Raw genomic sequence first — 24236 nt, forward strand, 5'->3', positions numbered from 1 at the left:
AAAGGATTGCTAGTATGTTGAATAAAACGCCTATTCCCGTGTTACTGGAAAACGTAATCAGCCTTGTAAAGACCAAAGTAGATGCGAAAAGCAATACATTAGTCGAGCAGTTTGTCACTGCATTATATGCTGGAATGAGGCAGGAAGATCTCTCTTCGCGTAGTGATAGCGATCTGTATTGTGCTGCAATTAGCTTGTGGAACAGATTAAACAGTAGCAGTAATGACGGTCCAGATATTTGTGTTTACAATCCTGAAATTAGCCTTAATGGTTGGCAATCAACACACACGATTGTTGAAATCATTGTAGCTGATTCACCTTTCCTAACTGAATCAGTCATGATGGCATTATCTCGACTTGGCGTAATTTCACATTTGATGTTACATCAGCCAATTGCTTTGAAGCGAGATGATAGCGGTCGTGTAAACAAAATTTTAACAAACCCTAAGAATGCCAAAAATTTCACGTCAGAAACGGTATTTTTAATTGAAATTGACCGCCAAACAGAGAGCAGTAAATTAGATGCGATTAGTGCAGAAATCACTTCTGTATTAAATGAAATTGCGTTAGCAGTTAATGACTGGTCACCAATGCAAGATAAATTACTTTCTGTGATTGATCAGTTGTCTAAAAAATCGAACAAGAAAGGTATCGACTATACCGATACGCTTAAGTTTTTATTGTGGTTAAGCGATCATAACTTCACATTACTGGGTTACCGTCATTATGATATCGAGCCTGTGAAAGGTGATTATGTTATCACACCAGACTGCAATTCAAGTTTGGGTATCATGAAAAACTCGATCAATAATCAAGGTTATGGTCTTGCTAATTTATCAGCAGATGCGAAAAGTGAAGTGTTGTCGAAGAATACCCTTATTCTGACGAAGAGTGATGCGCAATCACGCGTTCACAGACCGGCAAACATTGATTACGTTGGCATTAAATTGTTCGATGATAACAATAATGTGATTGGTGAAGAGCGTTTCATTGGTTTATACGCGTCATCTATTTATAACAGCAGTGCGATCGACATTCCGCTAATCAGCGATAAGATAAAACGTGTACTAGAAGCTTCAGGTTATAACCCGGTAAACCATTCTTACAAAGCGCTATTAAACATTTTAGAAACGTATCCACGTGACGAACTCATTCAATCGAGCGAAGCAGATATTCTGCATTGTGCTTTGGGTGTTTTGCACATGCAGGATCGCGATCAAGTTAAATTGTTTGTACGTAAAGACTTATTCGGTCGTTATTATTCTTGCATGGTGTACGTGACGAAGGAGCGTTACAACACGCAGTTACGTGAAAAGACCCAGCAAGTATTAGCTGACTATCTAGGCAGTGATAAAGAAGTTGAATTTAATACCTATTTCTCTGAAGGTAATATGGCTAGAACACAATATCTTGTACACGTTGATCAGAATGTAAAAGAAGTAAACGTAAACCTAGCTGAAATCGAGCAGAACTTAACTGAAGCGGCTAAGTCGTGGAATGATAAGCTTAAAACTGCGATCGTGAGTCACTATGGTGAAGAAAAAGGCCGTTCTCTTTCTGAGAAATACATCCTTGCTTTCCCACAATCATATAAAGAGTACGTGTTACCTAATTCTGCTGTTGCAGATATTATCAAATTAGAAACACTATCGACTGAACATAAACTTGAAATGATTTTCTACCGTGCGCAAGAAGAGCAACATGACTCTAACCACGTACGCTTAAAATTGTTCCATAAAGATCAGCCAATCCATTTGTCAGATGTATTACCTATGTTAGAAAATATGGGATTAAAAGTACTTGGCGAAACACCGTTTAAAGTTAAAACAGCTGACGGTACTGTATATTGGGTACTTGATTTCACCATGCTTTATACAGGTGATAATGTACTTGATACGACAGAGCGTAGTGCAGACTTTATGTCTACCTTCCATCAAGTATGGGAAAATCGCTTAGAAAATGATGGTTTTAATAAGTTAGTTCTTAAAACTAACTTATCTGGCCGTCAAATCTCAGTACTGCGTTCGTATGCTAAATACATGCGTCAAATTGGTAATAATTTCAGCCAAGCATACATCGAGAATACATTAGCGTCATTACCTGAATTAGCGAATAGCCTATACTGCTATTTCCACCAAAAGTTTGCTATGGACCAGGGCGAAATAGATAGCCTTGATATTATTGCTAATTTTGAAACCAAGTTAGAACAAGTTAATAACTTGGATGATGACCGTATTATTCGTCGCTTTATCGACCTTATTACAGCGACATCACGTACCAATTTCTATCAAGTCGATTCACGCTTAAAAACTGCAGATCAAAGTAAAGCCTATATCTCATTCAAGTTTGAGTCATCGCTGATCCCTGATATGCCGTTACCTCTACCAAAATTTGAAGTGTTTGTGTATTCACCTCAAGTAGAAGGTGTGCATTTACGTGGTGGTAAAGTTGCTCGTGGTGGTTTACGTTGGTCAGATCGTCGTGAAGATTTCCGTACTGAAGTACTTGGCCTTGTTAAAGCGCAGCAAGTTAAAAATACGGTAATTGTCCCTGTTGGTGCTAAAGGTGGTTTTGTTTGTAAACAAATTCAGCCTAACCACAGCCGTGATGAAGCATTCAGCATAGGTAAAGAATGTTATCGTACGTTTATCCGTGGTTTACTTGATATCACTGATAACATTGTTGACGGTGAACTTGTTCATCCTACGAACGTACGTTTCTACGATGAAGATGACTCGTACTTAGTTGTTGCTGCGGATAAAGGTACAGCTACATTCTCTGATATCGCTAATGAAATCAGTGATGAATATAACTTCTGGTTAGGTGATGCATTTGCATCAGGTGGCTCTGTTGGTTATGACCATAAAAAAATGGGCATTACAGCAAAAGGCGCATGGGAATCTGTTAAACGTCACTTCCGTGAAATGGGCATTAACTGCCAGGAAGAAGAGTTTACTTGTATTGCTGTTGGTGACATGGCTGGTGATGTATTTGGTAACGGTATGTTGTTATCAAAGAGCACCAAGTTAGTTGCTGCATTTAACCACATGCATATCTTCATCGATCCGACCCCTGATTGTGCAACAAGTTATGCTGAACGTGATCGTTTATTTAATCTTCCACGCTCAAGCTGGTCTGATTATGACCGTTCAATTATGTCTAAAGGCAGCGGTATCTTTCTACGCTCAGCAAAAGCGATCACGCTAACGCCTGAAATTAAGAAATTGTTAGGTACGAAAGTATCATTAATGACCCCAACTGATTTAATCAAAGCGATCTTAACGTCTCAAGCCGATTTATTATGGAATGGCGGTATTGGTACTTATGTTAAAGCTGAGTCTGAAACCAACAATGATGTAGGTGATCGTGCCAATGACCACGTACGTATTAACGGTAGTGAGCTAAACGTTAAGATTGTTGGTGAAGGTGGTAACTTAGGTTGTACACAGCTAGGCCGTATTGAATACGGTAAAAATGGCGGTCGTATCAACAGTGACTTTATTGATAATGTGGGCGGGGTAGATTGCTCAGATAATGAAGTTAACATTAAGATCTTGCTGAACAGCATCGTGAGTAACGGTGATTTGACGCGTAAGCAACGTAATGAATTATTGTATTCAATGACAGATGAAGTATCTGAAATTGTATTGAATAATGCATACAAGCAAACGCTATCTGTTTCTGTGACTGAAACTCGTGCCGCTGAACAGTTAAAAGAACAAATCCGTTTCATACAAATGCTTGAACGTAACGGCAAGTTAAATCGTCAACTTGAATTCTTACCAAGTGAAGACGAATTGGCTGAACGTCTGGCTAAAAACGAAGGCCTAACACGCCCTGAATTAGCTGTATTACTTGCATACGCAAAAATGCAATTGAAAGAGCAGCTTAATTGTCCTGAAGTCTTCGAAGATGAATTCTTGTCGGAATTACTTATCACTGCTTTCCCGCAGTTGTTACAAGATAAGTACAAAGCGCAAATGCAAGATCACCCACTTAGAAATGAAATCATTGCAACACGTCTTGCTAATGAAATCATTAATGACATGGGCCTTAACTTTGTTGGCCGTATGCAAGATGAAACTGGCTCAAGCGTTGTTGAAATTGCTAAATGTTTTGTTATTGCGAAACATGTTATTGGCATGGAAAACATGTGGGACGTAGTAACTGGCTTGGATAACGAGGTTGATTCTGCAACACAACTTGATATGTTATTTGAAAGCCGTCGCTATATTCGTCGTGCGTCTTGCTGGTTAGTACGTTACCGTGACCGTAACAAGAGTATTTCGGATACGATTGCTTTTTACAAACCTATCTACAACGGTATGAAAGAAAATACCGAGCAAGTACTGGTTGATGCTGACAAAGAAAAACAAAGCAAACGTATAAATGCATTGATTGAAAATTCAGTACCTGCAGACATTGCCAACGAGATTGTACATCAGAACACTTTGTTCTCGGTATTCGATATTGCTGATGTATGTCAGCAACATCAAGTACCAATGTCATTAGTACAATCAGTGTTCTTCTCGTTAGGTAACAAACTACAGTTACACGACTTCATGCATCAAATTAACTTGCAGCCGGTTGCTAACCATTGGCAAGCACTTGCAAGAGCCGCTTTCCGTGAAGAACTAGCCCTGCAACAACGTAGCTTAACATCAGTGGTGTTATCTACTTGTTCATCAACAGGTAAGTGCGATATAATCATTGACGAATGGTTATCTGATAACGACACGCTTGTTGTTCGTTGGCTGCAAATGTTGGCTGATTTTAATATGAGCTCTTCGCATGAATTTGCTAAATTCTCAGTTGCATTACGAGAATTGAATTTACTTCAGTTAAGCTGCAGAAATGCGAGCTAACAAGTAAGTTAATGTTTGCGTAGGCACTCAATTAAAATGATTTAATTATGAAGCACTGTTGATACAGTGCTTTTTTATGAGGAATAGAAAATGTTATATCGTATTGCACGTGAATTTTTCTTTATGCAAGACCCAGAAGTAGTGCATGAAATGACAATCAAAGGGTTAAAATTAACGGGTTCTACTCCTTTAAGTTGCTTATATGCGCAGAAATTACCAAGTAAACCAGTGACCGTAATGGGACTCACATTTGATAACCCTGTTGGTTTAGCTGCTGGTCTTGATAAAAATGGCGAGTGTATTGATGCCTTTGCTGCAATGGGCTTTGGTTTCATTGAAGTTGGTACCGTTACACCGCGTCCACAAGACGGTAACGAAAAGCCGCGTATCTTCCGTATCACTGAAGCTGAAGCGATCATTAACCGTATGGGCTTCAATAACGCAGGTGTCGATGCGCTGGTTGAAAACGTGAAAGCGGCCAATTATAAAGGTATCTTAGGCATCAATATTGGTAAGAATAAAGACACGCCAATAGAAAAGGGTAACGATGATTACCTTATTTGTATGGATAAGGTTTACCAACACGCTTCTTATATCACTATTAACATCTCATCACCAAATACGCCTGGGTTACGTACGCTACAATATGGTGAAGCTTTGGATAGCCTATTAAGCTGCCTTAAAGAGCGCCAATCTGAGTTGACAAAAAAACATGAGAAATATGTACCTTTAGCAGTGAAGATAGCACCTGATTTAACAGATGATGAACTAGCGCAAGTTGCAGAGTCTTTAGTTAAGTACAAAATGGATGGTGTGATCGCAACAAACACGACATTAGATAGAACTTTAGTACACGATATGCCGCACGCGAGTGAAGCGGGTGGTTTGAGTGGACGCCCAGTACAACATGCCAGTACTGAAATTGTACGTAAGCTGGCTGTATTGCTTGATGGTCAATTACCTATTATCGGTGTAGGTGGTATTGATTCCGCTGTAGCAGCAAAAGAAAAATTCATTGCTGGCGCGGATTTAGTACAGGTATATAGTGGTTTTATCTATAAAGGTCCTAAATTAGTTAAAAACATTGTAAAAACATTGTAAAAACATTGTAAAATTACGCTTGGTTTTAGTCTGTTTTTCTGTTATACCTATTTACTTATGCAACTGGTGTAGTTACACTGGTCGATAGTTAATTACATTACTGGTATCAGGATGTTACTAGAACCAAGCAATAAGTGGTATTGGCAATATGACTGCGCAGGTCAATTCATCGTTATTCAATTATCGGATGGACTTGCAATGTCTTGCCATTTAGATAAACGCAACATGAATAATTTGTGCAAAGGACGGATTAACTTTTGCGCAGAAGATTCAAGTTACTATTACTATTTCTTAGAGGCACTCAAAGATTTAGCTTTTAGTGTGCCTGAAAAAGTGCAAATAGCGCTAAATGCGGTGACTAATCTTCGCTTTCAAAAAGTAAAAATGCCTCAAAGCTGGTTCTTTGATTATACAAATTTAGAATCATCGTTTAGTACCGGAGATATCATCACTCTGTCTTTGCGCGGTACTCAAGTCCAATTTGTAGTACTTGAAGCTGATGATCGAGTATCGACTTGCATGTTATTAGAAGATTCGATAAAGCTGTCTGACATGAAGACGTTAGTCAAATTTGATGTGATCCGCGTAATGAACGATCGCGTACAACTGCAACAAGCTGTAACAAATCAATTAACAGATGATTCATTTTCCTACGTTCAGATCTTGGCGTAACATAATCTAGCAATAAACCCCCCGTTTATCTAAGAATTTCCCCAACATGACTATGCGACTATAAGGCTGCGTGGTATAATTCGCGCCCATTAATAATCACATTGCTTACTTTCTTTTTGACTAGAAAGTATCTCGAAATAATATAGGCTTTCAAATTGACTAAACTCAACACTTATTTTGCTTCTTCCCCTAAGGGTTTAGAACTTCTACTTAAAGAAGAGCTAATTGAACTTGGCGCACAAGACTGCCGTGAAACAATGGCTGGTGTCGCATTTAAATCTACTCAATTAACAGCGTATAAAATTTGTCTGTGGAGCCGCTTAGCATCTCGAGTGACCTTGCAATTAAAAACATTCAAAATTTTCGATGTGTTAGACCTTTACCTTGCGGTAAGCGGCATGCATTGGGAAAAGATTTTTGATCTTGATAAAACGTTTGCTGTTTCTTGTTCTGGTACAAATGACAGTATCCGTGATACTCAGTTTGGCGCGTTGAAAGTGAAGGATGGTATTGTTGACCGTTTCACTAAAAGCATGAGCGACCGTCCAAACGTAGCTAAGAATGACCCTGATGTGCGTATTCACTTACACATCCGTCGTGAAGAAGCGACACTGTCTCTTGATTTATGTGGTAATGGTTTACACCAGCGTGGTTATCGTCAAGGAACCGGCGCAGCACCACTTAAAGAAAACTTAGCAGCTGCAATCATTAAACGTAGTGGCTACACTGATGGTTTATTAGTTGATCCTATGTGTGGGTCTGCAACGCTGCTTATCGAAGCCGCATTAATGGCGCTTAAAGTACCTGCAGGTATCTTACGTTCACGTTACTGTTTCCAGCAGCTAAATGATTTCGATCAATCAGGTTGGGAAGAATTAGTTGCACAAGCTAAATATCAAGCACGTAAAAACATTGCGAATACCGACCTAAAAGTATACGGCTTTGATAAAAGCTGGCGTGTACTTGACCAAGCAAAAGCCAACGTGCGTGCAGCGGGTCTAGAACATGTGATTGAATTAGAAGCGGGTGACGCTAAAAACCTAGTGAACGACTTTACCAGTGAAGGCACATTAATTTGTAACCCTCCTTATGGTGAGCGTATGGGTGAACAGCCTGAATTGATCGTACTACACCAAGTACTAGGTGAGCGATTAAAGAGTGAGTTCTCTGGCTGGAATGTTGCATTCTTCTCATCAAACCCTGATTTATTATCTCGTTTAGGCATGCGTGCTAACAAGCAATATAAACTGTTTAATGGTGGCCTTGAGTGTTTCCTTAAACTTTATCAAATCTCATCAGTAGCACGTCAAGTTAAAGCACACGTTGAAACACAGATGACGCCAGGCTTTGCGGAAGAATTCCGTAACCGCTTGAAGAAGAACATCAAGCTGTTATCAAAATGGGCTAAAAAAGAAAATATTAACTGCTACCGTTTATATGACGCTGATTTACCTAACTACAATGCAGCAATCGATCTGTATGACGATTGGATTGTAGTTCAAGAATATCAAGCACCAAAAGATGTACCTGAGCAAAAAGCCAAGCAACGTATTATGGATATTGTTGCTGTAACGCTCGATGTTACCGGAATCGATCCTAACAAGTTAGTATTGAAAGTACGTCAGAAGCAGAAAGGCAGTAACCAATACGAAAAACTACAACAAGTTAAGTCAGTGTTCACAGTAAGTGAATATGGCGCTCAATTTGAAGTGAACATGAAAGACTACTTAGATACAGGTCTATTTATTGATCACCGTTTAACGCGTCAAATGCTAGGTAAAATGAGTGCAGGTAAGCGTTTCTTAAACCTATTCTCATACACTGGTAGTGCAAGTGTGCACGCAATTTTAGGTGGTGCTGAATCATCTGTTACTGTAGACATGTCAAATACTTACCTTGACTGGGCTAAGCGTAATTTTGAATTAAACAACATCAGTATGCGCAAGCATGAAGTTGTGCAAGCTGATTGCTTATCATGGTTAGCACGTTGTGAAGACAAGTTCGACCTTATCTTTATTGATCCGCCAACATTCTCAAATTCAAAGCGTATGGAAGATAGCTTTGATGTTGAACGTGATCACATACAATTATTCACTTGGTTAGAAAATATTCTTTCTGCGCGTGGTGAGATTGTATTCTCTAATAATAAACGTAACTTTAAATTAGACACTGAAGCATTAGAGAAACTAGGCTTAAAAGCAAAAAATATTACTGAACAAAATCGTTCTAAAGATTTCGCTCGTAATAAGAACATCAATAATTGCTGGCTTGTAACACGAGTGGGCTAATGACTAGATTCGCGTTCTACACAACAGAAGGTTGTCATTTATGTGAACAGGCTTGGGAGCAGGTTATTGCTCTGGACTTAGTAAACGACATGACACAAATTGAAATCATTCACGACGAGGCTGACATAGCCCGTTATGGTATTCGTATTCCTGTGATTAGGGATTGTGAGACTGAAAAGGAAATTGGTTGGCCTTTTGATGTGACAGAATTAGCTTATTTTATCAACCAAGACTGATTTATTTGATTAAATCCGAGTTATTTTCAATTACACCGTGATTGTTAAGCTCGGATTTTTTCTATTTTACAACTTTATGTTAGAATCTAACTAACTGCTTGTTTCTTCGATTTGAATTTCAATACAGAAACAATAAATTATTTTATTAAGGAATTACCGTGGCTGTTATCACGTTACAAAATGCTTGTCTTGCCTTTGGCGACCTACCGCTATTAAACCATGCCGATGCTGTATTCGAACGCAAAGAACGCGTATGTCTTGTGGGTCGTAATGGTGCTGGTAAATCGACAATGATGAAAGTTATTGGCGGCGAAATCCAACTTGATGATGGCGTATTGCGTATTGAACAAGATGCTGTTGTATCTCGTTTAGAGCAAGATCCACCGAAAGTAAGTGGCGTTACAATTTTTGATTTTGTTGCGGGTGGTTTAGCTGACATCGGTCAAGTGCTAAAAGACTACCATCACCAAGCGATCCTTGTAGGTGAAGATTACAGTGAGAAAGCATTAAACAAATTAATGCGTCTACAAGAAGAACTTGATAACCGTAACGGTTGGGAGTTTGAGCAAAACATCGAACAAGTACTGACACGTTTAGATTTAGACGCTGATATGATGCTTGATGATTTGTCGGGTGGTTGGTTACGCCGTGCTGCGCTAGCTCGTGCACTTGCAAGCAAGCCTGATCTGCTATTATTAGACGAACCAACGAACCACTTGGATATCGAATCAATCCTTTGGTTAGAAGAGTTCTTAAAAGACTTCGCCGGTACAATCATTTTCGTAAGCCATGATAGAAGTTTCATTCGATCTATGGCAACACGTATTATTGATATTGACCGTGGTAACTTGATGTCTTTCCCTGGTAACTATGATGAATATCTAGTAGGTAAAGAAGAGGCACTCCGTGTAGAAGACGAACAAAATGCATTATTCGATAAACGTTTAGCGCAAGAAGAAGTGTGGATCCGTCAAGGCGTTAAAGCCCGTCGTACACGTAACGAAGGTCGCGTTAAAGCACTGAAAGAAATGCGTAACGAACGTAGCGAACGCTTGAACGTACAAGGTAAAGCGAAAATTACAGTTGATGAAACATCACGTTCAGGTAAACGTATCTTTGAAGGCGAAGACGTATCTTACGGTTTCGAAAACAAGCAAATTGTTAAAGATTTTACCTTTAACATTATGCGCGGCGATAAAATTGCATTTGTTGGTCCAAATGGTTGTGGTAAGAGTACATTAATCAAGTTATTGCTTGAAGAGTTACAACCACAAGCGGGTATCATCAAATGTGGTACTAAGTTGGAAGTATCTTACTTCGACCAACACCGTACAGAATTAGATCTTGAAAAAACAGTAATCGATAATCTAGCTGATGGTAAACAAGAAGTTGTTGTTAATGGTAAGCCACGTCATGCACTCGGTTACTTACAAGACTTCTTATTCCATCCACAACGTGCTCGTACTCCGGTAAAGGTATTGTCTGGTGGTGAACGTAACCGTCTATTATTAGCTAAATTATTCCTAAAACCATCTAATCTTTTGATTATGGATGAACCAACCAATGATTTAGATATCGAAACATTGGAACTTTTAGAAGAATTACTTGCCAATTATCAGGGTACGTTATTATTAGTAAGCCATGATCGTAACTTTATCGATAACACAGTTGAAAGTTGCTGGATGTTTGATGGTGAAGGGAACATCACTAACTTTGTTGGTGGTTACCATGATGCTAAGAATCAACAAGCAAATACAATATCTATGTCAGCAAAGCCAAAGGCTAAACCTGTTGTAGAAGCACCTGTTAAACAAGCTAAACCAGCTAAGACTGCGAAGGCAAAAAAACTGCCTTACAATATGCAAGTTGAGCTTGAAAAATTGCCTGCAAAAATGGAACAACTGGAAGAACTAGTTGAAACGTTGCAAGCTGAAATTAATCAACCTGAATTCTTTAATAAGCCTGAAAGCGAAACGAAAGCAATGCTAGAAAATCTTGCGGGTAAAGAGCAAGAACTAGAAACGGCATTCGCTCGCTGGGAAGAGCTTGAAGAAATGAAAGGCTAAGGAAATCTAAACATAATGCTTTTAAAAAAGACTAAATTAGCAGGGATTATTAGTCTCGTATTCTGTTCGAATGCAATGGCGGTATCAATTACTGACCTGACTAGCAGTATAACTATACCTACTGATGGTCAGTTTGGCCCATTTGTATCAGCAATGGATACGTCAAGTGCTGCAACCAGCACTGCTATCTATACTAATACATATGCACAATCGTTTACTTATGATATTGGTGCACCTTGGACATATGGTGCTAGTCAATACGACGAGTATTGCGTTTATAACTCTGATGTTTGTGAGATGCTTTGGGATGGAGCAAGGTCTGATGGAAGCGACGGCTTACATTCATGGCGTATCAACATACTGAATACTTATGCCGGGGGTTATAAATCTGAAAGCACCGCGCAAAACAAAGATGGTGTTTCGGTTAAAGTAACAGCCTTAGATGGAAGTACACCTGTGGGTTATAATACCAGCGATACTCAGGGAGAGTTTGTCCGACGCGCATTTTATGGCGAAAAACAACTTTTATCAGCAGGCGATTCAGATCAGAATGGTGGGTTTAGTTCTGCACATGACGTGGCACAAGTTGATGTAAAATCAAAAGATAATTCTGCAATTGAATTTTCTAGTAAGTTAATTGTTGGACAGTCTAACATTCGAACAAGTGGGTCTTCTCAGTTCGATTATTGCTTCAATTATGGCTCTAGTGATGACCGCTATGATTATGGTGATTTATATAACTGTCCTGGTTATGATCTGCAGGCTAGCTACTGGAATGCGGAACAATTAGCAGTTAATGCATTATACTTTGCTTCCGATTGGATAAATGGTGGAACTGATGCTGTATTGATAGCAAATGCTTATGCTATCAATACTTCTGGTTTTGCCGTTGGTTTCTCTACCAAGCAAGTTTATTCGTCAACAAGTGGTGGCCGTGCTCGGGCAACGGTATTTAAACCAAATGTACAGGCTGATAGCACTCTTAAATATGCAAGATCTGAAATAGTTAAGCCTGATGATGATGATGTTATTCGTGATACTGTTGCTATCGATATTACAGATCAAGTTTATGTCGAGCCTGTAACAGTAGGTGGTGATGGTACATTTTCTCCAGCTAACGGAACTGATGCATCACAGCCTTTTATTATTGTCGGTAACCGCACTTACAGTGTGGCACAAAATAGAAGTTATGCGACGGAGTTCTACACTTATGATTTAGCAAGTGGTGAAACACATTATCCATTTCAGGCAAACCCGATTAAAGGCGCTAACTCACAAGTTAGCAAAATTAATAATGACGGTTTAGTTGTTGGTTGGCGTGATGCGCGTGGTGAAACGTCACCTACTGCAGATGGTTCCGCACGTTTCCAAAGTGCATTTGTGTATGATTACAAAAATAAGAAGTCAGCTTATTTAGATGACTTATACTGTAAAGAGATTAATGACGGCAATATCTCTGGAGATGTACGTTATCGTTTTTCTAATGCTATAAGTATTACTGACAATAATAGTAACTCGTACACGATTGTCGCTAATGGTTTTGATTACAAAAACGCTGAAAACTACAAGAACAGAACTGGTTCATCGCCAGTAGTATTATCAATGACGGTCACTAAAGATGAGCTAAATGATTTTGATAATTCATCTCAGTGTCCTGTTAAAGCTGAAGAAGACTATGAACGTAGTGGGGCTGGCATGGGGTGGTTTGTATTATTACCTACCATGATGCTTTTATTCCGCCGTTTTAAGCGTGATTAGTTAAGCACTAAACATTATGTTTTGTCTTTCAAAGCCACCGTGATTTCATTACGGTGGCTTTTTTATTTGATTTGTCGCATATCTTGGCCTATTACTTAGTAGAGGCATTGGAAGTCTCTGCTTTAAGTTATACATTTTTTGAGGAATCTAGAATGAAGAGACAGAAAAGAGATCGTTTGGAAAGAGCATATTCGAAAGGTTATCAAGCTGGAACCGCTGGCCGTTCGAATGAAGTTTGTCCATTTCAAAGCGCAGATTCGCGAGGTCAATGGTTAGGTGGGTGGCGTGAAGCACAAGAGATCCGAAGTACAGGGTTCTTCATGAAATAGTTAATTGATGAATACAAAAAAGCCCCAAAAAAGGGGCTAATAGAACCCCGTTACAACAGGCTCCGCCCCTGTTTACGGGGTTCTGTGCGTTTAATGAGTAGCAGTAAATGGCACTGAATAGTACTAATTTGGTCACAATGTGGACACTGGGTTGTACTTCATCGCCTCATTTAAATAGTCCGGTGCAAGGTGTGAATAGGTCATTGTTTGCATTATCGTGGAGTGTCCTAATATTTTCTGCAGCGTTAATATATTGCCACCGTTCATCATAAAGTGACTGGCAAACGAGTGTCGTAAAACATGCGAAGCCTGACCTTTAGGTATGTCGAATTGTTGCTGTTTAAGTATGGCAAGGAATAGGGTATATGACCCATTAAATAGTCGGCCACTTTTTCCATGCGAAATCTCATTTAAAAGCTCATCAGTGATTGGAACTGTTCTGTTTCTACCATTCTTAGTATCACCAAATATAACTCGTCCGTGCACAATGTCACTACTTTTCAATTCTGCTGATTCACTCCAACGCGCACCGGTGGATAAACATAACTTAGCAATATGCAATTCGTCACCACTCAAACTCGCCAATAATTGCTTTATCTCAGCTTTAGTTAAGAACCCCATTTCTGGCGCTCGTACCTTTAATGGCCCCATGCCTTTGAATGGATGTTCATTGTGGAACTCTTCGGCTTTAATCAATGCAGTGAAAACACTACTCAATCTGGTTTGGTTACGGTTGATTGATGCGGGCTTCATACCTCCGGCCATTTTATCTGCTCGATATTGCATGAAACGTTGTCGTGTTAGTTGGTCAGCTTTAAGATTACCTAAATCAGCATTAATCGTGATTAAGTGCTTAAGCTCTCTAGAGCCAGTCTTTAACTGCTGACCATGATAGTGGTACCAAAGATGGATTAAGTCGATGAGAGGGCGCTTATCTGCTGTTTTTTCAACCCAATCTTTTTGATTTTGAGTTGATAGAAGCCAGCGCTCATACTTTTGCGCTTCACCTTTGGTCGTAAACTTCTTTCTGTAGCGTTTACCGTCACGGCCTTGTGGTCGGCAATCTACTTCATAGCCGTTCGTTATAGATTTAATAGACATAAACAGCCTTAGTGTTACTGGTGTTATATACAGTTTTAATGCAGCATCATAAGGTTTAAATTAGGAGTGTTCAATGTTTGATTGTAGTTGTACGATACATTGTTTAAAAAATGTAACTACTTGAAGTATATTGAAAGAGGATCGATAAGATTACTTTAAATAGCATAGTTTGTTTATTTTTTAGTTCGTCACACTTTGTCATAAAATACACGATTTTTCCTTGCTATAAAATTAAATTTCAATAAAATCAGTCGTATGCTTGTCCTTGTGAATAATTTAGAGGACTTGGAAAATAAATAACAGGACTGCACGCTTTCTCTGAATCTGCTTTAATATCAGGTTACAATTTTATTTTTCATCTTATTAGTTACTATTAACTAGAGTGAATAGATTTGGAAAATCGAGAGCCCTGTTATACAAATGTTAGCCATCATGTAAATAGGAAAAATTTGTGTCACTGACTAAAGATATAAGAAAAGTAGCTCTAAGTGAAGTACCGGCAGGTGAAGTACCGGCAGGTGAAGTACCGGCAGGTGAAGTACCGGCAGGTGAAGTACCGGCAGGTGAAGTACCGGCAGGTGAAGTACCGGCAGGTGAAGTACCGGCAGGTGAAGTACCGGCAGGTGAAGTACCGGCAGGTGAAGTACCGGCAGGTGAAGTACCACCAGGTAAAGTACCACCAGGTAAAGTATCGTCAAATAGAATTCTTGAATTAAAGACAGAGAAATCAAATGCTGAAAAGTGGTCTGAGTTATTTCAGTTTAGATGGTGGCTAGTAGTTTTATCTTCTATTTCTGGTGCGGTTTTTGTTTATATGCAAGCTATACAAAATGTTACAACCGAAATAACCTCAGTTAAAGCGATTCCTGTGATTATTTTAGGGGGTGTTACTGGAGTGTTAATTTACGGAGTTTTAGTTGGGTATATAAAACTGTTATTTGGGGTGGTCGTAAGTAAGATCGACATTAAATTGGCTAAAGAGGGAGCTGAAGAGCTACAAGAAAAAATTGAAGAAAATTTCTTTACTAAATTAGTTCAAATAAACTTTAAATACATCGATCAATATTACCTTCAGACTCAAGAACAAGCTAATAAAAGCTTTCGCTTAGCTATGTTTGCGTGTGTATCTGGTTTGTTAATTGTGACCGTTGGCATTGTTATGATGTTCCAAGGAAAGGTTGAGCCAGCTTATGTAACAACTGCAACGGGTTTATTAACAGAATTTATTGCAGCTATATTTTTCTATCTTTATAACAAGACAATTGTAAAAATGAGCGAGTATCATCAAAAGCTGGTCATAACTCAAAATATCAGCCTTGCACTAAAAATAGCTGAAACTCTCCCTGAGAAGGAGAGGGTTGAATCACAACAAGAATTGATTAAAAAATTAACTGAAAATGTTAATCAATTTCTAAGTCTAAATAGCAATATGGCTGAAAAACGCGTCAATTAAGACACTCGTAAGCTCGCGTATATTACGCGGGCGTTAAGGGTTTAGAATAAGCTGTATGAGAAACATATCAACAATTAAATAATATCAAGATAGTAGTGGATATTATCGAAGCTTCCGACGTTGATAAATTGTTCTGTTATGGCAATGATTCAGCCTATAAAATTGTTAGGATGCTTCAATTAGCCTCAGGCTATACCCCAAATAAACCTCTCTTAACAAAATAGGCATCGTGATCAGGTAAAATATTCCTACTATCATCGAAGTAGAAAAAGCCCAGCGCATATAGAACAGTTTCAATCGTGCCTTATCAATCTTCATATTCATTTCTATTTGTTCAAAACCATAAGTAGCAAAATAAACTCCTACATGCGTAATAAATAATGTTGCGATAAGTACGTTCATCATTGACTCTGTCATGCTTTCAGTTCTGTGGTGGTGGGGGATACTATAAAGTTAGCTCTAGAATTATTTTTTGCAAAAACATGGAGTACTTTAGCTTTAAGTTGTGAGTTAGATTACGAGGGTGAATATTTGGGAGTGACACTTGTCTTTATTCTGAAGGTCAGTGACTAAAATAGGCGGTTTAGTTCGTATGATCCCCCTCAGACTTACAATAATACCAGCATAATATTAACATGTTTATGTTCTATCCTCGTTAGATCATTATTTAAATGAATATTGATTGATAAGAGATCATATTTGGGATATCTTTCTTTAAGTTATTGCTTCTATTGGACTATTGCCTTGTATACATTCAAAAATACTGAAATCAATAATGAAAAAGCATCTGATTCAGAAGCAAAGTCAATGCTTTACTTAGTAGGTATGCACCAAGAAAGTGAAGAGATAGATATAATTACATTCGATTGTTTTAATGATGTTACAGGCTCAACAGATTCTTTTTCGAAAATGTGGGATATACAAAGCAAAAATTATAGCTACTTTCCACCATCAAAAATAGGAGAAAGCTTATACACTTTGTATGATAATTTTATTTCATCTTTTAAATTTCATGAATATATTCTTTTCTGTAACCCTCTAAACCCCGATTACTTAAAAGATAATAGTAAATCTTATTATAAATTCGATAACATCTCAGAATCGACAAAGTCTCGAATAATAACGAAGTTAACAAATATGATTCAAGAGAAAAGTAAAGCTTCTAATGCTCCTTTTCTAAATGAGTTCTTGGCCCAAGTTAATTTTTATGAAGACCATCATTCAAGAACTGATTATATAAAATCAATTTCAAAATTCAAAAATGTCGATGTAATAGATGAGAAGATTTATGAAAATATATTTAAAGAAATAAGAGACAAGCAAAGTGCACTTAAGAATTCTTACATTGAAAACATTACGATAAACAAACCTGAAGAAGTGATTGGTTTCAAAAGGCACCTAACGAAAGTTCAAATACACACTTTAATTGTCAGTAAATTAGTAGGTATAGAAATATTTTCGTATGATGGTATCCCTACGCCATTTTTCAAATATTTATCAGGTTTAGAAGAAGATGATATGGAAGACGTATTACTAGAGTGTAGATCGAATGTAAGCAAAGCCTTTTTTGACAAAAATTCATATATATTATTTTGGTCTGTAATAGAGTTTATGATCTTTGAAATTCATAGGAATAAATCTAAGAAAGTCGATGAAATATATAAAAATACTAAAAGTAGTATATGTAAAATACCTAAATACTTAGATGAAATGAGCTTGAAATACCTCATATCATTATTACTATCAGGCCATAAATAATGCATGTAATAAAAATAGCGATAGGAAATCAAGAAGAAGCATTTATAGAGAATAGATTAACTTCTGGTCTAAATGTTATATTTAGTGATGACAATAACAGGGGTAAGACTCTGATTACTCAAGGGTTGATGTATTCAATAGGAAACCCTTCTATATTTCCGAATGGTTTCAACTTTAAAAATTACTATTTCTATTCCAAAATTGAGATGGCAGGAACTATCTATGAGTTTCTTCGTAAAGGAAATTCATTTTCCATTAAGAGTAAAGATGAACACCGTTTTTTCACAACTGAAGCTGAATTTAGGTATTTTTTTCACAAGAGAATATACAATCTTCCTAATATATTGAAAAATAACCAAGAACAAATGATTGATTTTAGCTTGTTTTATGAGATGTTTTTTATAGGTCAAGATAAAAGAGATCCTTCAAACATCGTTCATCGTGGACGGTTCAATAAAAATGATTTTAAATCAATGCTTTTTTCGCTATTAAATATTGATGAGCAAGTAGAAGAAAGTTCTGATAATGATAAGATAAAGTTAGAGATAAAGAATCTCAAAAATGATCTAAAAATAGCATTAAAAAAACTTAAGCTTGTAAAGAAAAGCCCTTACGTGGCTTCGTATACATCAAGAAGTGCTGATTTTAAAGAAGCCAGTGACATGGTCATTTTTTTTAAAAATAAAAATACTGAAATTGCAAAGCTGAAAAATAAAAGAAGCCGTCTTATTAACAGGGTCTCTAAATTAGAGTCACTAATTCTTGAACTTCGTTCACTTAATCAGAATCTATCAGAAGGTGAAATTATTTGTGGTGAGTGTAAGAGCGATAAGATAATTTTTAAAACGGAAGATCTCGAATTTGAGGTAAGTAATAACGATGTTAGAAGAACAATACTTGCATCTATTAGAGAAAATGTAAAAGAAAAAGAGTTTGTAATTTCAGAGCTGACTTATCAGATTAATTATCTTCAAGATGAAGTTAATAAAAAAATGGTGCACACCCCACCTGATATTTTTCATCTAGCATTTTTCAAAGAAGAAATATTGGAAGAAGATAAGTACGACGTAGAAGCTACGGAGATTAATAAAAGAATTCAATTCCTGAATGTTCAACTAGAAAAATCTTCGACTAGAGTCGACATTAGTGATAGTAAAAAGAATGAAAAACTAGAATCTATTGTTAAGCTCATGTCATCATATCATGAGCTTATCGATCCAGAAGGGAAACTTTTTTTTGAAGACCTATTTTCTAAACGAGATACTGTATATTCCGGAAGTGACGGACAAGAATATTATTTCTGTAGGATCATGGCTTTAGACGAAGCATTAGGGCATCCGTTCCCATTAATTATAGATTCTTTTCGTGATGGTGAACTTTCTACTCGCAAAGAGGAAAAGATGCTGAAACTGTATTTTGCTTTACAAAAGCAAGTAATTCTAACATCGACCCTTAAGTCAGAAGAATACAAAACAAATAAATACTCTCAGGGATATATCAACTCTATTGATTATAGCGTACATGATACTCATAAACTTCTAGGTGGAGTTGACCTAGATGAATTTAAGCAGATTTTAAGTAGCTTCAAACTTGGAATTACAACATAATTTTTAATGCTCAAATTTGTTGTGACATAGTTAATCCTGAGTATCTAAAGTGCTAATGAAGTTAATACTCTTTTATCGAAAGTAAGATAGAGCGGACTAATCAAACTAGTCTGTTCTATCGAGAATCACATCTTCTGCCCAGTCCAAACAACACGTCCAATCAATGCCAGCTCTTCACCGTCCAATTGTGATTTTGTGATTTCCCAAGGGTCATACATCGTATTATCAGATTTAACGCGAATTATGCCGCCTGGTAACATCTGTAGTCGCTTCACTAATAAGTTGTTGTCATGACGCATGACATAAACCCCATCAGATAAATTATCCACATCACGATTAACCATGATCATAGAACCATTCTTTAATGTCGGCTGCATGCTGTCGCCGTCTACCAACATCAAAAATACGTTACTTGGGCTTACGCCAATATCATTACGTAGCCAATTTGGCTCAAAGCTGATTGATTTTGGACATTCTTCAACTTCTGCTAATAAACCAACGCCTGCTGATGCAGATATTTCGTAGAAGGGGAGCTTGATATGCTTCTCTTTAGTATGTGTATAGACATTGTTGAGAGTGTCGTTTGGAGATATTTGGCCAACTTCAGGTTCTGTCTTTTCACTGATTAACCATAGCGCATACTTGTGAAACCGATCGTGATTGATGATTTTATCAAGTTTTTCCAAGCCTATTGCTTTAATTCTTCCAGTTTCATACTGAGCTAATGTATCAGTACTAATTCCAATTAAATCAGATAGTTGACTTCTAGTTAGCCCTTCGGCTTCTCGAATGCTCTTTATTTTTAGTCCGACAGTAGTTGACATGTTTATACACAGACCTATATTATGTGTTTACACAGCCTGATGTTGCAGGTGGTGTTATCAAATGGCAGTAACCCTAAATAATCCCATAAGGAAGTAATGATGTCGACAACAATTGTGATTCAAATGAACGATGTACCTACCATGGCAGTCGAGTTGTTCGCTGAGAGAACAGGACAAACTGTATGCGCGGTGCAGTCTCAAATGGACAGAGGGACTCTACCATTTACGCAAGATAGACCCCGTGCAACTCGTTTTGTAAACATAGCTAAGTTGACCATGATGTGTTTGGAATCAAACAACGATAAACCGTGGCTTGCTTAGAGGTATTCAGCATGCTTAAAGGCATCAAATTAAGCAGCAAAGGTAAATGCACAAGACGGTGTAGTCAGTGTGAAATCAAACACGAATTCATATGCCCAGTAATCATCGTATCTGAAGTTGTCTTTGTAGTATTCATATTCACCTTTGCTGCTTTGTCAGCGTAGTTTGATCATCGCAAATAGGGAGATTTGTTCAATGTATGAAATTAATGATAGCAAACAAACCGTAATTGACGCGGCCTGTATCCGTTTTGCAGATATTGAAAACGTAGAGTCTATTGCAAAGGCGTGTGGTATGCGTGGCCAGATGCTACGCAACAAGTTGAATCCAAATCAACCACACCAATTAACCGTCAGTGAATTAATCAAGATCACTAAGGAAACTGATAATCACGACATTATCAACAGCGCGATACTCGAAGTCGGATTGACCGCTGTTCGCCTACCAAAACAAGGTGAGTCCAAGCCATTAACTGTAAGCGCAATGAGCGTAGCAATTCATACCGGTGATATTAGTCGCCACATCTTAGAAGTAGAGTCAGATCGGCGTCTTACGCGCCATAAGAAAGACGCAATTATTAAAAAGGCACAATCAGCAGTCCGTGAATTGGTCTTTCTTATGTCAGATGTTGAAAACCGCTGCGGTGGTGCAGGGCCGTTCGTGTCTATGTGTGCTGATGCAGTCATTAATGGAATGCCATTACCAGGCATGTAACTTAAAAGGATAAATATTATGGAAACAGTTCAAAGCGTTATTAATGAAATTATGTTTATTGCCACATCAAGACCTGATGCGATTGATATTACAGTTGAATACAGTGGTGTTAGCGATTCACTTTCTGTGAAAGTTATGCCGCGTGGTTTTGATTACATCAATACAACGACAGAAAGTTATGAAGCCTCAATCCTTTATCACACCAACGTTTGGTTAAATGATTCAGGACCAATGCAAGCGGCACTAGATGCCAAATGTAAAATATTGGAATTAATAGCAATGCCAGTAAATATCGAGGTGGCAGCATGAAGCGTATCTCTGTACCTATTGATTGCATGATTAAGTCTCTTACCGATCTTAACGTTAGTACCGATCAGGCTAATGACATTATTGCTCTATTTGAAGTCGTAGATGCTGGTGATTTTGATGTACTGGTTATGCCTGTTTTGTCATTTAATCACACACGCCAACTTTCACGCAAAGAAGTACTCATCACTTTATCTGCATTTTGGATAAGTGTTATTGGTCATACTGATTCTTACTCTGAATCAGAATTGCAGGGATTGGGCGCATTACGTTCGCTGTACTTTGTTGCAATTAATTTAGGCTATCAAGACCTCGCTGTTTGGATTGCTAAATATTGGGAAGAAACGTGTCCACTACATGGTTCTGAATCATTGGAGTTATGGACATGATGTATGTAGCAATTGAGATTGGCCCTGATGCTGGAATGCGTACATGTCCTAAAACTTCGGAGTATAGAACCGTTGAAGTTGGTGAGTTCGAGAGTAAATCTGATGCAGTGAGTAATGCCTGTCATCAATTGAATTGCTGTCAGCTTTTCCGCGGCGTGATAAGACGCATTAAAGGTAATGGTGGTTATATGGTAGTAAACACACAGGACTATGACCAATTATGAATAAATTAACGATTGAAGAAAGACGCCGTGGCTTGGCTAATGTTAGAAAGCTACGTGCTGATTTAGAAGTGATCAGTGAACGTAAAAACTTTGATAAACGTAACTATTTACAGCGTATCAAGATTAAAGCTGGTCAATTAAAACCAATGACGGTGTCTGAATATAGAGCGAAATTAGGAGCGAATTTCGATGTTCACCCCAGCCATTAAAACAAGTAACCCACTTAAAAAGCTGCCGTATAACCTGCGTTGTGAACTAGCGAGTTTTGTTGATAACAACGCAAACAAATACAACGTAGAACCAGCCCGCGATCGTGCCTTTGCTTTCGCGCGTTCGGTCGTTTCTAAACTCAACGTTCCTTACGATATTAAAAACTACCTTGATAAAGCCGGTGCGGCACGACTTAAAAAACACGGCCTAAAACGTGCGGTTAAATTTATTGATGATCGTAGTGCGCACATTGTTGCTAGTTTAGGTGTATTACCTGAGCCTTGGTACCGTCTAGATACTGAGTATAAACGTGTTCGTCTTGCTGATGAGTTAACAGGACGCGCATGTTTACATTTAGAACTTGCACTAAAAGCAGGGAAGAGGCCACTTGAGGCACTCGAAGAAATTAACGAGTTCACAGGCCTTGCTTTGTGGATGCCTCACTTTGAACCTAAAAAACGTGATCGTGATGATGACGTCTATTTAGGTCTTATCGCCCGCGCATGTGATGGCGCTGTTTGGTTGCGCGCTATCAATCAAAAGGTAACAATTGCCTTTGAATCTACCCGACGCGCTGCAGGTATGGTTTCACCACATGTAAGCCCTTACGCTTCATTTACTACCTGCCAATGGCTTAAAGACCGTAAGAAGAAGCAATTAGACTGGCTTGATAGCATGGCCATCGAAAGTGAATGCGGTGAAACGCTTGAGCTTAAAGATGTGCATGATGCATCAGTATCTAATCCTGCTAATCGCCGTTATGAGTTAATGACTCAACTTAGTGGTTGTCAGACATACGCAGACTCTCAAGAACATGTTGGTTTGTTCGTTACAATGACAGCTGCAGGTCGCTATCACCGGTTAAAGAAACACGGTAAGTACTTTGTTGAAAATCCTAATTGGAATGGTGCAGATCCGATTGCTGCACATGATTGGTTGAAAACATCGTGGCAGCGCTTCCGTGCTGCTGCCGATAGAGCAGGGCTAACTTATTACGGTATGCGTGTTGTTGAACCTCACGTAGACGGCACACCACATTGGCATGGTGTTTTCTTCGTACCAGAAAATCAAATTGAAGACTTTACCCAGCTATTAACTCTATATCAGCATCAACGTGATAATGATGAATTGTTTATGCTTGATGGCACACCAAAGTTAAAAGCAATGGAAGCACGCGTTAAAATTGATAAAGTCGATCGCAGTAAAGGTGATGCGGTTGCTTACATTGCTAAGTACATTTCTAAAAACATTGATGCGCATAAGCTTGAAGGTAAAAAAGACTTAGACTCAGAGCTTGTTGATTTGGTCGAAACTGTGACTAACGTTACTGCCTGGTCACGCGCATTTTGCTTTCGACAATTCCAGTTCCAAAAAACACCATCGGTTACCGTATGGCGCGAACTTCGACGCATTGAGAAAGAGCAAGAGTTCTGCCTATTTGAAAAGATACGCCTTGCTGCCGACTGTGGTTGCTTTGCGTCTTACTTCAACTGGATGGGTGGACACCGCCTTAAACAACGTAACCGACCAATAAAGGTATTGTATGAACGTTCAGAAAATCACTATCAAGAATTAGTTAAAAAGACGGCTGGTCTTACTGGTGTTGGTATCACTGTTTTAACACGCGAAAAGCAGTGGACACTCGTTAAGAAACAAACACAGCCAAAGGACTTAGGCGCGCTTGCACTTAGTCTCTTAGGCACTGCTGAAAGCGGCGGGAGCCGTTTTCCTTGGACTAGTGTCAATAACTGTACGCGAGATAGAGATTTATCGAAAATCGCCGATGTACCAGATATTGATACCAGTAACCTGAAACCTGAAACCCAAACAGGTATATGCGGGTTCGTATTTTGAAGAAAGTGTTGAAATGTTGAGTTCTGGTAAACGTGTTCATTCAGCTAAGCAGCGTTGTAGAAAATGCGGTCATGAAGATTACGTTTTATTGTGCTGCCTGTCGTTCTAGAAATTGAATGTTAATTACATTGGAATCTACGTATCAAAAATTATAACAAGG

At 38.3% G+C, this 24236-nt stretch carries 21 protein-coding genes; 18 read left to right on the forward strand and 3 right to left on the reverse strand.

The annotated features are described in order from the left end of the window. The first annotated feature begins 14 nt into the window (after positions 1-14). The 8 genes from JFU56_RS00090 to rmf all read left to right on the forward strand — a co-directional run bounded on the left by JFU56_RS00090 (position 15) and on the right by rmf (position 13315). The gene (locus JFU56_RS00090) at positions 15-4865 is read left to right on the forward strand and encodes an NAD-glutamate dehydrogenase (protein ID WP_198435265.1); all 4851 of its coding nucleotides are present in this window, start codon (positions 15-17) and stop codon (positions 4863-4865) included. Between the two features lie 90 nt (positions 4866-4955). After that, positions 4956-5966, forward strand: coding sequence for a quinone-dependent dihydroorotate dehydrogenase (gene pyrD, locus JFU56_RS00095; protein ID WP_198435266.1), 1011 nt, complete (start codon positions 4956-4958; stop codon positions 5964-5966). A gap of 111 nt (positions 5967-6077) precedes the next feature. After that, complete coding sequence (locus tag JFU56_RS00100) at positions 6078-6638, forward strand: cell division protein ZapC domain-containing protein (protein WP_198435267.1); 561 nt, start codon at positions 6078-6080, stop codon at positions 6636-6638. Positions 6639-6793: 155 nt separating this feature from the next. Continuing rightward, positions 6794-8926 (forward strand): bifunctional 23S rRNA (guanine(2069)-N(7))-methyltransferase RlmK/23S rRNA (guanine(2445)-N(2))-methyltransferase RlmL, encoded by a 2133-nt coding sequence (gene rlmKL / locus JFU56_RS00105; RefSeq protein WP_198435268.1) that lies wholly within the window; start codon positions 6794-6796, stop codon positions 8924-8926. Continuing rightward, on the forward strand, positions 8926-9162 hold the full coding sequence (locus JFU56_RS00110) for a glutaredoxin family protein (protein WP_198435269.1): 237 nt from the start codon (positions 8926-8928) through the stop codon (positions 9160-9162). The genes rlmKL and JFU56_RS00110 overlap by 1 nt, the downstream gene beginning before the upstream one ends. 158 nt (positions 9163-9320) lie before the next feature. Continuing rightward, positions 9321-11228: an ABC transporter ATP-binding protein gene (locus tag JFU56_RS00115; RefSeq protein WP_198435270.1), complete on the forward strand. Its 1908-nt coding sequence runs from the start codon at positions 9321-9323 to the stop codon at positions 11226-11228. A 15-nt stretch (positions 11229-11243) separates the two neighbouring features. Further along, the gene (locus JFU56_RS00120; RefSeq protein ID WP_198435271.1) at positions 11244-12986 is read left to right on the forward strand and encodes a DUF3466 family protein; all 1743 of its coding nucleotides are present in this window, start codon (positions 11244-11246) and stop codon (positions 12984-12986) included. A 152-nt stretch (positions 12987-13138) separates the two neighbouring features. Further along, positions 13139-13315, forward strand: a complete 177-nt coding sequence (gene rmf, locus JFU56_RS00125; protein ID WP_198435272.1) for a ribosome modulation factor — start codon at positions 13139-13141, stop codon at positions 13313-13315. A 132-nt stretch (positions 13316-13447) separates the two neighbouring features. Here the strand turns inward: rmf and JFU56_RS00130 are convergent, their stop codons facing one another. Then, entirely contained in the window at positions 13448-14416 is a 969-nt protein-coding gene (locus JFU56_RS00130) for a tyrosine-type recombinase/integrase (protein ID WP_198435273.1), read from the reverse strand. A 451-nt stretch (positions 14417-14867) separates the two neighbouring features. Here JFU56_RS00130 and JFU56_RS00135 point away from each other — a divergent pair, with 451 nt between their 5' ends. After that, entirely contained in the window at positions 14868-15869 is a 1002-nt protein-coding gene (locus tag JFU56_RS00135; protein WP_198435274.1) for a hypothetical protein, read from the forward strand. 165 nt (positions 15870-16034) lie between these two features. On the opposite strand, the gene JFU56_RS00140 is transcribed toward JFU56_RS00135, so the two are convergent. Next, entirely contained in the window at positions 16035-16286 is a 252-nt protein-coding gene (locus JFU56_RS00140; RefSeq protein ID WP_198435275.1) for a hypothetical protein, read from the reverse strand. 327 nt (positions 16287-16613) lie between these two features. Between JFU56_RS00140 and JFU56_RS00145 the strand changes: the two genes are divergently transcribed. Then, positions 16614-17627, forward strand: coding sequence for a hypothetical protein (locus tag JFU56_RS00145; protein ID WP_198435276.1), 1014 nt, complete (start codon positions 16614-16616; stop codon positions 17625-17627). Beyond that, entirely contained in the window at positions 17627-19234 is a 1608-nt protein-coding gene (locus tag JFU56_RS00150; protein WP_198435277.1) for a hypothetical protein, read from the forward strand. Before JFU56_RS00145 ends, JFU56_RS00150 begins: the two co-directional genes overlap by 1 nt. A 125-nt stretch (positions 19235-19359) precedes the next feature. Here the strand turns inward: JFU56_RS00150 and JFU56_RS00155 are convergent, their stop codons facing one another. Then, positions 19360-20058, reverse strand: coding sequence for a helix-turn-helix transcriptional regulator (locus JFU56_RS00155; RefSeq protein ID WP_198435278.1), 699 nt, complete (start codon positions 20056-20058; stop codon positions 19360-19362). Between the two features lie 96 nt (positions 20059-20154). Between JFU56_RS00155 and JFU56_RS00160 the strand changes: the two genes are divergently transcribed. From JFU56_RS00160 to JFU56_RS00190, 7 genes are all read left to right on the forward strand, one after another. Continuing rightward, on the forward strand, positions 20155-20379 hold the full coding sequence (locus JFU56_RS00160) for a hypothetical protein (protein WP_242065773.1): 225 nt from the start codon (positions 20155-20157) through the stop codon (positions 20377-20379). A gap of 195 nt (positions 20380-20574) precedes the next feature. Continuing rightward, positions 20575-21093 (forward strand): phage regulatory CII family protein, encoded by a 519-nt coding sequence (locus JFU56_RS00165; RefSeq protein ID WP_198435279.1) that lies wholly within the window; start codon positions 20575-20577, stop codon positions 21091-21093. A gap of 18 nt (positions 21094-21111) precedes the next feature. Beyond that, on the forward strand, positions 21112-21402 hold the full coding sequence (locus JFU56_RS00170; RefSeq protein WP_198435280.1) for a hypothetical protein: 291 nt from the start codon (positions 21112-21114) through the stop codon (positions 21400-21402). Next, complete coding sequence (locus JFU56_RS00175; RefSeq protein WP_198435281.1) at positions 21399-21788, forward strand: hypothetical protein; 390 nt, start codon at positions 21399-21401, stop codon at positions 21786-21788. Before JFU56_RS00170 ends, JFU56_RS00175 begins: the two co-directional genes overlap by 4 nt. After that, positions 21785-22012 carry a hypothetical protein gene (locus JFU56_RS00180; protein WP_198435282.1) on the forward strand — a complete coding sequence of 76 codons (228 nt, stop codon included), beginning with the start codon at positions 21785-21787 and terminating at the stop codon, positions 22010-22012. Before JFU56_RS00175 ends, JFU56_RS00180 begins: the two co-directional genes overlap by 4 nt. Continuing rightward, positions 22009-22221, forward strand: a complete 213-nt coding sequence (locus JFU56_RS00185; protein WP_242065774.1) for a hypothetical protein — start codon at positions 22009-22011, stop codon at positions 22219-22221. Before JFU56_RS00180 ends, JFU56_RS00185 begins: the two co-directional genes overlap by 4 nt. Further along, positions 22202-24076: a replication endonuclease gene (locus tag JFU56_RS00190; RefSeq protein WP_242065775.1), complete on the forward strand. Its 1875-nt coding sequence runs from the start codon at positions 22202-22204 to the stop codon at positions 24074-24076. The genes JFU56_RS00185 and JFU56_RS00190 overlap by 20 nt, the downstream gene beginning before the upstream one ends. The last annotated feature ends 160 nt before the right edge of the window (positions 24077-24236 follow it).

The organism is Moritella sp. F3, from assembly GCF_015082335.1.
In the GTDB taxonomy this organism is placed as follows: Bacteria; Pseudomonadota; Gammaproteobacteria; order Enterobacterales; family Moritellaceae; genus Moritella.

Bases quoted from the DNA above. Each gene is read 5' to 3' on its own strand.
- JFU56_RS00170 (WP_198435280.1), top strand. From the start codon at position 21,112: ATGGAAACAGTTCAAAGCGTTATTAATGAAATTATGTTTATTGCCACA.
- JFU56_RS00110 (WP_198435269.1), top strand. From the start codon at position 8,926: ATGACTAGATTCGCGTTCTACACAACAGAAGGTTGTCATTTATGTGAA.
- JFU56_RS00190 (WP_242065775.1), top strand. From the start codon at position 22,202: ATGTTCACCCCAGCCATTAAAACAAGTAACCCACTTAAAAAGCTGCCG.
- JFU56_RS00090 (WP_198435265.1), top strand. From the start codon at position 15: ATGTTGAATAAAACGCCTATTCCCGTGTTACTGGAAAACGTAATCAGC.
- JFU56_RS00140 (WP_198435275.1), bottom strand. From the start codon at position 16,286: ATGACAGAGTCAATGATGAACGTACTTATCGCAACATTATTTATTACG.
- JFU56_RS00175 (WP_198435281.1), top strand. From the start codon at position 21,399: ATGAAGCGTATCTCTGTACCTATTGATTGCATGATTAAGTCTCTTACC.
- JFU56_RS00180 (WP_198435282.1), top strand. From the start codon at position 21,785: ATGATGTATGTAGCAATTGAGATTGGCCCTGATGCTGGAATGCGTACA.
- rmf (WP_198435272.1), top strand. From the start codon at position 13,139: ATGAAGAGACAGAAAAGAGATCGTTTGGAAAGAGCATATTCGAAAGGT.
- JFU56_RS00155 (WP_198435278.1), bottom strand. From the start codon at position 20,058: ATGTCAACTACTGTCGGACTAAAAATAAAGAGCATTCGAGAAGCCGAA.
- JFU56_RS00150 (WP_198435277.1), top strand. From the start codon at position 17,627: ATGCATGTAATAAAAATAGCGATAGGAAATCAAGAAGAAGCATTTATA.
- JFU56_RS00160 (WP_242065773.1), top strand. From the start codon at position 20,155: ATGATGTCGACAACAATTGTGATTCAAATGAACGATGTACCTACCATG.
- JFU56_RS00100 (WP_198435267.1), top strand. From the start codon at position 6,078: ATGTTACTAGAACCAAGCAATAAGTGGTATTGGCAATATGACTGCGCA.
- JFU56_RS00165 (WP_198435279.1), top strand. From the start codon at position 20,575: ATGTATGAAATTAATGATAGCAAACAAACCGTAATTGACGCGGCCTGT.
- pyrD (WP_198435266.1), top strand. From the start codon at position 4,956: ATGTTATATCGTATTGCACGTGAATTTTTCTTTATGCAAGACCCAGAA.
- JFU56_RS00185 (WP_242065774.1), top strand. From the start codon at position 22,009: ATGAATAAATTAACGATTGAAGAAAGACGCCGTGGCTTGGCTAATGTT.
- JFU56_RS00130 (WP_198435273.1), bottom strand. From the start codon at position 14,416: ATGTCTATTAAATCTATAACGAACGGCTATGAAGTAGATTGCCGACCA.
- JFU56_RS00120 (WP_198435271.1), top strand. From the start codon at position 11,244: ATGCTTTTAAAAAAGACTAAATTAGCAGGGATTATTAGTCTCGTATTC.